The 8,436-nt window shown below is 33.9% G+C and carries 8 protein-coding genes; 2 read left to right on the plus strand and 6 right to left on the minus strand.

The window, feature by feature from the left end; genetic code table 11:
* Positions 1 to 28: 28 nt before the first annotated feature.
* From G3O09_RS19290 to G3O09_RS19305, 4 genes are all read right to left on the minus strand, one after another.
* Entirely contained in the window at positions 29 to 427 is a 399-nt protein-coding gene (locus G3O09_RS19290) for a DoxX family protein (protein ID WP_163103072.1), read from the minus strand.
* 181 nt (positions 428 to 608) lie between these two features.
* Entirely contained in the window at positions 609 to 914 is a 306-nt protein-coding gene (locus tag G3O09_RS19295) for a MarR family winged helix-turn-helix transcriptional regulator (RefSeq protein WP_338048424.1), read from the minus strand.
* A 970-nt stretch (positions 915 to 1,884) separates the two neighbouring features.
* Positions 1,885 to 2,127, minus strand: coding sequence for a hypothetical protein (locus tag G3O09_RS19300; RefSeq protein ID WP_163103073.1), 243 nt, complete (start codon positions 2,125 to 2,127; stop codon positions 1,885 to 1,887).
* A complete protein-coding gene (locus G3O09_RS19305; protein ID WP_163103074.1) occupies positions 2,124 to 3,335 on the minus strand; it encodes a DUF4062 domain-containing protein in 1,212 nt (403 codons plus the stop codon). Before G3O09_RS19305 ends, G3O09_RS19300 begins: the two co-directional genes overlap by 4 nt.
* A gap of 722 nt (positions 3,336 to 4,057) precedes the next feature.
* Here G3O09_RS19305 and G3O09_RS19310 point away from each other — a divergent pair.
* The gene (locus G3O09_RS19310) at positions 4,058 to 4,459 is read left to right on the plus strand and encodes a restriction endonuclease (RefSeq protein WP_163103075.1); all 402 of its coding nucleotides are present in this window, start codon (positions 4,058 to 4,060) and stop codon (positions 4,457 to 4,459) included.
* Between the two features lie 662 nt (positions 4,460 to 5,121).
* On the opposite strand, the gene G3O09_RS19315 is transcribed toward G3O09_RS19310, so the two are convergent.
* A complete protein-coding gene (locus G3O09_RS19315; RefSeq protein WP_163103076.1) occupies positions 5,122 to 5,757 on the minus strand; it encodes a pentapeptide repeat-containing protein in 636 nt (211 codons plus the stop codon).
* Between the two features lie 308 nt (positions 5,758 to 6,065).
* Positions 6,066 to 6,824 carry an SDR family NAD(P)-dependent oxidoreductase gene (locus tag G3O09_RS19325; protein WP_163103077.1) on the minus strand — a complete coding sequence of 253 codons (759 nt, stop codon included), beginning with the start codon at positions 6,822 to 6,824 and terminating at the stop codon, positions 6,066 to 6,068.
* A gap of 151 nt (positions 6,825 to 6,975) precedes the next feature.
* On the opposite strand from G3O09_RS19325, the gene G3O09_RS19330 reads away from it, so the two are divergent.
* Positions 6,976 to 8,226, plus strand: a complete 1,251-nt coding sequence (locus tag G3O09_RS19330) for a helix-turn-helix domain-containing protein (protein WP_163103078.1) — start codon at positions 6,976 to 6,978, stop codon at positions 8,224 to 8,226.
* Positions 8,227 to 8,436: the final 210 nt, after the last annotated feature.

An 8,436-nucleotide genomic window follows, 5' to 3' on the forward strand; every position in this document is an offset into this window, starting at 1 on the left:
AGTTAAATAATCTTCAATTCGAGATATTTTAGAATAAAAAAGGATCTACCGCGTAGCGTCCAGGTCCCATTAAAACAGTACCGATAGCAACTGCAAGCAAAGTTAGGTTATATTCATATCCATTAGATGTTGCCCATAATCCATTTGGAGCATGCACTTTAACGATAGCCATTACCATAGTTCCTGCAATCATAATTCCTGCAAGTGGAGTTAAAAGTCCTAAAGCAAACAAAATTCCTCCAATAAATTCAGCTAATCCAGCGAAAAGTGCCATGGTTACGCCAGGTTTCATACCAATTGATTCAAACCAGCCTCCAGTCCCTTCTAATCCATAACCCCCGAACCAACCAAACAATTTTTGAGCACCATGGCCAATAAATAAAACACCAATTACCAATCGAATAATTAATAAACCAATATCCATCATTTTAATATCCTCCTATATGTGTTAATTATCTTGAATTCGAGATAATCACATAAAAAAATTTAATTTCCTACTCTTTCCTTTACTTTCTTCAATAGGTGAACAAAAGTCTCTGCCTCATTACTACTTAAGGACTCAAAAGTATAATTTACGAATTCCTTATGTTTCGGCATTATTTTGTTTATTAATTCAAACCATCATCCGTTAAAGTTACATGTATAACTCGGCGGTCTTCAGGACATGCGTTTCGTTTTAATATTGCTTTTTGTTCTAATTTATCAATAACATATGTCATTGATCCACTCGAAATTAGTATGCTATTCCCTATCTGCTGTATAGTTTGTTTTCCATTATGGAATAGTACCTCTAGAACAGAAAATTCCGTATTACTTAAATTGTTTTGGGTCAAATCTTCCCTTATACGTTCTTGATTTGCTCTTGACGTTTGCATTAATAACATAAATGGTTCGCTTGTGCATTTACTTTCCATTTAACCACCTCCTCGAATTAATGTCTTTAATTAAAATATCTTGAATATGAGATAATGATAGTACTTAAAAACTTTTGTGTCAATAACCTGTTAATTATTTTTTTTAGGATTTAATTACATCTTATATAATTTTATCCTTATTAAACCTGCCCCCTTTACTCCCATAACAAAAATGCCACCTTGGGGAGCGACACGATACGATGTAGATTTTTCTTCTCCCTGTTTGTTTACTGAAAGATAAACAAACTTATAATGTGTAACATTCTAAAAAATAAACTTAAAGTTAATGATTTATTATGTCAAAAAGACGTTCTGATTTCTCTGACGATACAATTGCGGACAACCTTGCTACAGCTATAATTGGTGCCCATTGTAACACTTCATCTTTTAACAAACCACTTTTCTCGCAATAAAGACGCAAATACATCTCTGTAATTTATTAGCTCAAGGTACTACTCAGGAAGGCGAAGATATTTCTGCTGTTGAGTGGATCTATGTCAAAAAACTGAAGAGTGAAGAAATTAGATTTGTCTGGTATAAGGAGAAGGATTGGGACAAAAACTTTTCTACCTAGACCACTTGATCTGACAGAGGATGGACTAATAGAATTGTTAAAAGATGGTCTAGACAAAGGTGTTTTCACAGATCATTTCAAAGAGAAACTAAAGAAAATGCTTTAATAGCCATGTCTCATATTTCAGAGGTAAACCAATCCGAATGGAAGGTAACTTTGCCATCATAGAAGGCAGAAAAAAGAGAGACAACTCATGTTTGTTATCTCTGCTTTACTTTCCGGCACTAATTAATATAGCCTCATTTTCCATACGAAGTTTTTGAACTCTCTTTTGAAGTTCTTTGTGTTTCTTCTCTGTTTCCTCCAGTATCCATCAGTCCTTTCTACAAAAAGACCCAGTTTTACAGATAGCTAAGTAGCTTTCTGTAAAACTGGGTGCTGGTAATTTATGACTAATTAATTATTAGTTTGAAATTTCGCTCTTGGCATGATCTTATCTGACTCTTTAAGAACTCTACCGAGAGAAATGATGTTTTGTGAAACTGATTTATGCAAATTACTTTTTCCAGTTCCTACAACTAAGGATGCAGGTAAATTAGAAACTCTTTCCATAGGTTTGTTTATCTTTCTTCCATTTACCGCAGGGGAACGTTTAATTACTACTGAACCAGAGGTTTGATAATTTTCTTTTCTCATCATAATGTTCTCCCTCCTATTAGCAATTTTAGAAATCCGTAGAAATAATCTTGTTCATTCATTATAGCATATTCAATTTCATCTATGTGAGCAATAACTTTTTCATATGACCATTTGTGAGCTAAATAGAAATGTAAACAAAGTACAGAATCACCAATAGGTTCAGTTATATATAGTGTTTGCTTCTCTTCACGATATGTAATAACTTTCTCTTGAGTGTTAAAAGCATCTACCACAAATACATCTTTTTCGTCTAAAAAGAACATTTCATGGGCGGTTATGTCACCAGCTGTACCAACAAGTCTTAATTGATTGGATTTCTCGTCAAAATTATATAATGATGCTGCATAACATCCATTTACTTTAGTAATTAAAGTTGGGTTAAAATCTCGTGCTTGAATAACGTCTTTTGGTTCTTTTAAGAAAGAAATTCCTTGTTCTAATAAGTTTGACCACTTATCTTTGTAATTATCCGGATTGTTACTGATTAAATTTCTTTCAGCAAGCATAGACAATGTGTATTCTGCGTACCTTAACAAATAAATAGCTTGGCTTTGTAAAAGCTCAATTTCATCCCTTTTAGAAATAAAATGAACAACAGACCTTAAAGACGTACTCAACATATCTGATATTTTCTTCGCTTCTTCTTTTGACTGTGAAATATCAATATCATAAAGCCAATGACCGTTTGAATATATCTCAAAAAGAAATGCCCAAACAAAAGGGTCTGCAACTTCAAGTAACTTTTTCCCTAATTGTCCATCTTCCATGTTCTCTTTAATCCAATCTTCGAATGGATCTAAAGGTGAATCAGGTTTGCGATGAAAATCTCTAACATAAGCCTCATGTATAGATTTTAGCTTGGGATGGAGTGTCATAAAATTACTCTTTATGTCGTGTGATACAAAGACAAGGATATGCTTTTTTTCTTGGACTGCTGCCTTGTATTCTTTGAATGTTGGTGTAACATTCCCTTTAAGTAGTTTTCCTGCACTAGCACTTTTATTTATTAAAAGTACATATACATCACTGGATTTCACAACTTCCAAGCACTGTTTTAATGTATCCTTTTCCCATGTTCCCCAGTCACCGTGTTCAAATATAGGTACTTCATGTCCACTATTTTCCAATTGGTGTTTTATATGTTTTCTAGGTTGCTTTAATGCCTCTTCATAAGCAGAACTAATAAATATTCTTGTTTTATTAATCAATGGATTTCCCTCCATTAGGTGAAGATGTTTTATTTTTATAAACTAAATTCTAATTGCTTTTTGTGTTGAGGTATTTCCAAAACCTTTTAGGAATTCGATATTTTGTTTAATGATATCTAGGCATTTCAAGTCTTCTGGAGCCTTTACACGTGTCCCATTATCCTTATACACTTTTCTACCTTTAATAGATGTTCTCGCATTAATATTGGCTGTTCCATCTGCTGAAAAACAAGGGAAATCGAGAAGTAGCTCATTGGCATCACTAACAAATGAAAGTTTACAGTAGAGAATTTTGCGAATATTTCTTTAAGTATTGATCTAATTAACGAAATCAATCCGATAACTCAAATAAGGTACCGCTCCGCCAATACCTATCACTTCATTTCCCTCGATAATAAGTTTCTCTAATTCTTCCATTATATCGTTATTTTGCCAAACAGGATATATCTTTGCGTCTGTTAATCTCTTATGTTTTGATAATTATCTCTTGTCTTAACTGGTTCTCCACACTATCATAAGGGAAAAATCATAAGATTCTTTCGTGATTTTTACATTGATTAATGAACTGGGCAGACCCTTCTAAATATTGTTCATTGAGAAATTCTTCATTGGTTTATTTTATGCTTATAGGAATATGGCATTGGTGTAAAAACTTCAATTTAGTCAATAATTCTTCTAAACCTCCAATAGAAAATTTTGTGGCAATTGAGGAAATTGATAGAATGAATGGAAGGCAATTTGAATTGTTTCTTTCAAAACTATATGATGGGCTTGGCTGCTTTTCTGAAGTAACTCCGCCAACAGGTGATTTTGGGACAGATGTAATCACAGTTAAGGATAAAACCAAGACTGTAATCCAAGCCAAGTGTTATGGGGAAGGTCAAAATGTTGGTGTGGAAGCGATCAATGAAGTTTGCAGTGGTACGGGATATTGGAATGCTCAAAAAAAGATTGTGATTACAAACCGATACTATTCGAAAGCTGCCATTCTTTCTGCAAAAAGGAACAATGTCAAACTAATTGATCGTGACGGCTTACAACTTCTATTACGAGAATATCAGGATTCAATGGAGAATAAGAACTTATTTAGTATCTTTCCACTTAAGAAACAGGCAAACGAGTAGAGAGATGAAAACTATTAATTAGAAAGTATAGGAGTATGCAGATTTTATTATCTGCTATCTTATCTTTTGGACCTTCCTGATAACTAGATAGCTTGATCCGATAAGTGTTGGTGACGGGATATAATTTATGGGTACGTCCAAATAATAACCGATTTGGAGGTTTTTCTTTTGGAATTTCTACCTGCCTTAGATGATTTTTTACTGTATTTGGAAGTCTAATAAAATATTCCCAAAATACGGTTAGCAGCTATGAATGTGATTTGACCATCTTTCAAGCTTTTTTGAAGGATCATAGCCTTAACCTGGCAACAAATCGACTTATATAATGGAACCATTTTGATCTATGGCAAAGGAAGAAAAGAACGCCTCCTCCCCTTTCATTCCGATATGATTCCTTTGTTGAAGAAATATAAAGCTTCCTTCATCCATTAGAACCGGGTGCTAGATGCTCCTGCGGGGTCTCATGTAAACCTTTCTCCCCACAGGAGTCTCGCACCTTCCGCTCTAATCAACTTAGTGCAAATTCAACAATGAATTTTAACATAGTCTTCTAATAGATAAATATTTTATTAACGAGTGTTATTCAATTATCTGGCTCGATACATGAAAAGACGCGTTCCTCAATAAACGCGCCAGTTTGTTCAAGAGCAAAATTTCAAAGATTAACCTTTAATCTTTATTCCAAATAAGGATGCAAACTGGATAGCTTGATTGGTTGATACTGTGCATCCTTGTAAGTTATCAATTGAAACGATTAGTGATTCAAAATCTGAGGAGCTAATATCAATTCCTTTGAGGGGAGTTTCTTCAAAGTTCGCTCCGTTAATATTGCATGAAATGAATTGAACTTTTTTTAGTTTACAATCATACAAATCCGCACTCTCTAATGAAACATCGTTGAATATTACTTTTTCAAACTTTGAGTAGCCAAACATGGCCATATTTAGGATTGAGTTTTCAAACTTCACATTACCAATGTAAGACTCTGTTAGGTTACTACCGAGTAATTTACAGTTAAAGAATTCAACTCGATGAATGGAAGCGTGGCTTAAGTTTGCATTGGATAGATTACAATTTTCAAATCGAACATCAGTCATATCAATATTACTAAAATCGGTATTCATGAAATTGCAATTCTTAATGACTGTGTTATATAGACGTAATCGATCTACGGACTCATTGGAAAACTCTGAATCCGTGATGATGGACATTTCAAATTCTGGATCTTCCTCATAATAAATGTCAGTAAACTTCTTCGCAGTTAACTCAGTCGATATTTTCGGCGCATCAATTTTCATACTCTACCTTCTTTCGCAGATTGAATCATTATCCTCTTGAAGATCGGTTAACACGACATTAGCGCCTTCTCGGGCGAAAAGCTTCGCTTCCGCTTCACCCTGACCCATTGCTGCACCTGTAATAATGCTATTTTACCATTTCCCATGTCTAACACATTCCTATTTCATCATTACAAATTAAATTAGTTTCTCGTAAACTGAAGTAAGTTCTTTAATTTCTTACCGCTAGAAGTTGTACACATAAATAGTTGTAAGTTCCTCGTATTTCTTAGGTTTTTCTACCTGTTCCATTGGGATATTTTTATTGATTATAAAGTTAACCCACCATCTACAAGAACAATTGAACCGGTCATATAGCTCGCTTTATCTGATGCTAAGTAAGCAACCATTTCAGCGAGTTCTTTCGGATCAGCATAACGACCCATTCTCATATTGGAAATCTCTTCTGGAACGTAACCACCTTTTGCAAACTGAGCTTCAACGCTTGTTGTTAATGCTGTATTCACACCGCCAGGACATAGTGCATTAATGCGAATTCCTTTTTTCGCATATTCTAATGCAGCACCCTTGGTTAAGCCTACAACCGCATGTTTGCTTGCAGAATATACAGCTACACTGTGTTCAGGACGAACCCCTGCAGTAGAAGCGGTATTAATTATAGAACCGTTTCCTTGATTCTCCATCACTTTTAATACGTATTTCAATCCAAGGAAGACTCCTTTTACATTTATGGCCATAATACGGTCAAATTCGGACTCTTCTACTGTTGTGAAAGGGGCAAACTTTTGAATAACACCTGCATTATTGAAAAATATATCAATACGTCCATATGTTTCGACTGCTTTTTTTACGTAGTTTTGTACATCTTCAGTTTTAGAGACATCGGCCTGGACGAAGATGCCTTCTCCACCTTGTTCTTTCACAAGTTTTAATGTTTCTTCTCCTGTTTCCTGATTGAAATCGACCAATACAACTGTTGCACCGTTACTAGCAAGTTTCAAACTGCTTGCTCTTCCGATTCCGCTTCCAGCACCAGTTATGACAGCAATTTTATTTGATAATTCCATGTTTAATTCCTCCTTGTTTATCCTTGTTTATCCTTCTTACATCAATCATTTTATTGCTTGTTTAAAAATATTTATTGTATTATCTTACGAATAATAGTATTTATTAACTTTAAAAAATGGACAAAAAACTTGATTGGAGTTTATAGAATAGATGGAAATAGCCATACAAGATTTACAATATATATGTGAGCTTATTTATAAAGTTCATAAAATCCCTGTTTATTATGTCGATCAATTTGGTGTGTTTGTATACGAATTTTCAAGTAGAGACTTACGGAATCATCCATATTACATCCCGTTCAAAGAGCAGATAAGCGTCTATACTTATGAAGATAATCCAAAGGATTTTCCTATCTTCTTTTCGAATTCAAATTTGAACTTTTTCTTTGTCAATCTAAAAAAAACGAATCTATTTTTAGGTACCATCATTTTAGGCCCTACCCTTGAGTCAGAAATATCTGAAGAAAATATTAACAAGATCCTTGATGCTTTTAAAGGAAACCTAAATAAAAGGAAACTCATTGAATACTATAATTCCGTCCCCATTATTGATAGTCAACAATTTCTAACGATTAGTTTACTGGTTTACTATTTGATGTACCATATAAAGCTTGATAAAACGATGGTCATTCAAAACAATAAAGCGTTGACCTTTGATATGATTGAATTTGAGAATCCGGATCTTGAGCTTTCAAAAGGGAGAAGGAATTTCATTTTTCATTCCAATCTTTCATATGAACGGGTTTTGCTTGATTACGTCAAAAATGGACGGATAGATAAATTAAAGGATATCTTCGATTACTCTATTGTCGGTGAGGCGGAATTAGGATTATTATCGAAACGAAATCGTCTAAGAAGTGAAAAAAATTTAATGATTACTGGAATTGCTATTGTTTGCAGAGCGGCAATTGAAGGTGGTTTAAATGATGAAACGTCCTTTACCTTAAGCGATTTCTATATTCAACAACTCGAGGAATTAGGAAGCTTAAAAGCAATATTGAAATTAACGGAAGAAGCCATAATGGATTTTACCAATCGTGTGCACCAATTAAATGAAGAAAAATATTCTGCACCAATAACAGCTTGTCAACATTACATTTATAACCATCTTTATGACGAAATCACACTTGATCACCTCGCACAAATGTGTCGTTTAAGCCCAAATTACTTATCATCACTTTTTAAAAAAGAGGTTGGTAAACCAATAAGTGAATACATTCAACGGCAACGAGTTGACGAAGCAAAAAAGCTATTACTTTTAACAAATTATTCGATTTCAGACATCGGCACATGGCTAAATTTCAACGACCAAAGTTATTTTATAAAAATCTTTAAAAAATACACAGGTTTAACCCCCAAGCAGTTTAGAAATGATCATTTTTCCGATCATAAATCGACATAATTTTTTTTCAACGAAAATTTGAGCAACAGATCAAATTAGGATACCCCACAGCAAAACGCGTATTTACAACGTTAAGGAAAATCCAAAATAAAAAGCCCAATTTTAGCATTAAAATGGTATTATCCCCTTTAAGTAGACAGTGTAAAAAGCCTATGATTTTATCATGGATGATGCACTACTACTTGGAGGGGATTTTTCTATGGCTGTAAA

This window comes from Peribacillus alkalitolerans (genome assembly GCF_010882125.1).
GTDB lineage: Bacteria > Bacillota > Bacilli > Bacillales > DSM-1321 > Bacillus_BN > Bacillus_BN alkalitolerans.

What these genes read in the sequence shown, in the direction of transcription:
- G3O09_RS19290 (WP_163103072.1), bottom strand. Translation starts at nt 427, where the DNA reads ATGATGGATATTGGTTTATTAATTATTCGATTGGTAATTGGTGTTTTA.
- G3O09_RS19295 (WP_338048424.1), bottom strand. Translation starts at nt 914, where the DNA reads ATGGAAAGTAAATGCACAAGCGAACCATTTATGTTATTAATGCAAACG.
- G3O09_RS19300 (WP_163103073.1), bottom strand. Translation starts at nt 2,127, where the DNA reads ATGATGAGAAAAGAAAATTATCAAACCTCTGGTTCAGTAGTAATTAAA.
- G3O09_RS19330 (WP_163103078.1), top strand. Translation starts at nt 6,976, where the DNA reads ATGGAAATAGCCATACAAGATTTACAATATATATGTGAGCTTATTTAT.
- G3O09_RS19315 (WP_163103076.1), bottom strand. Translation starts at nt 5,757, where the DNA reads ATGAAAATTGATGCGCCGAAAATATCGACTGAGTTAACTGCGAAGAAG.
- G3O09_RS19310 (WP_163103075.1), top strand. Translation starts at nt 4,058, where the DNA reads ATGAATGGAAGGCAATTTGAATTGTTTCTTTCAAAACTATATGATGGG.
- G3O09_RS19325 (WP_163103077.1), bottom strand. Translation starts at nt 6,824, where the DNA reads ATGGAATTATCAAATAAAATTGCTGTCATAACTGGTGCTGGAAGCGGA.